1 protein-coding gene is annotated in these 520 nt (G+C 64.2%); it reads right to left on the bottom strand.

From position 1 onward, the window contains the following. Positions 1–173: 173 nt before the first annotated feature. Positions 174–520 (bottom strand): UDP-3-O-acyl-N-acetylglucosamine deacetylase (locus ACSFA3_RS24885; RefSeq protein WP_435508030.1); only part of this gene is annotated, 347 nt, incomplete at its 5' end.

Genomic DNA, 520 nt, shown 5'->3' with positions numbered 1-520 from the left:
GCGAAAAAGCCGAACGCCGCAAGCAGCGTCCACTTCAACACGATCCATCCGATGCGCCGGTACTTGGCCTGCCCCGTGCCCGCATAGAACGCAAAGCACACGCCCGCCACCAGCAGAAGCAGCAGGATGGCCCAGCGGAAAAGAAGCATGTGAGGCGGAGAGACGGGCGTGGCCTACCAGGCCCGGGCAACTTCGCCGAAACCGCGCGGTGCGCGCTTCTCGTCCTCGAAGGTCACGACTTCGTAGGCGTCGCTGTGCGAGAGCAGTTCGCGCAGCAGCTTATTGTTGAGCGCATGGCCCGAACGGAACGCGGTGTAGGCCGCCAGCAGCGGCTTGCCGATGAGGTACAGGTCGCCCATGGCATCGAGGATCTTGTGCTTCACGAACTCGCCGTCGTAGCGCAGGCCGCCCGCATTGAGCACCTTGGTGTCGTCCATCACGATGGCGTTGTCCAGGCCGCCGCCGAGCGCGAGGCCCTTGCTGCGCATGTACTCGACTTCCTTGGTGAAGCCGAAGGTGC

The organism is Variovorax glucosi (assembly GCF_051216695.1).
GTDB lineage: Bacteria > Pseudomonadota > Gammaproteobacteria > Burkholderiales > Burkholderiaceae_C > Variovorax.
The sequence above is the reverse complement of the archived record's forward strand: the minus strand, read 5'-3'. Positions and strand labels throughout refer to the sequence as shown.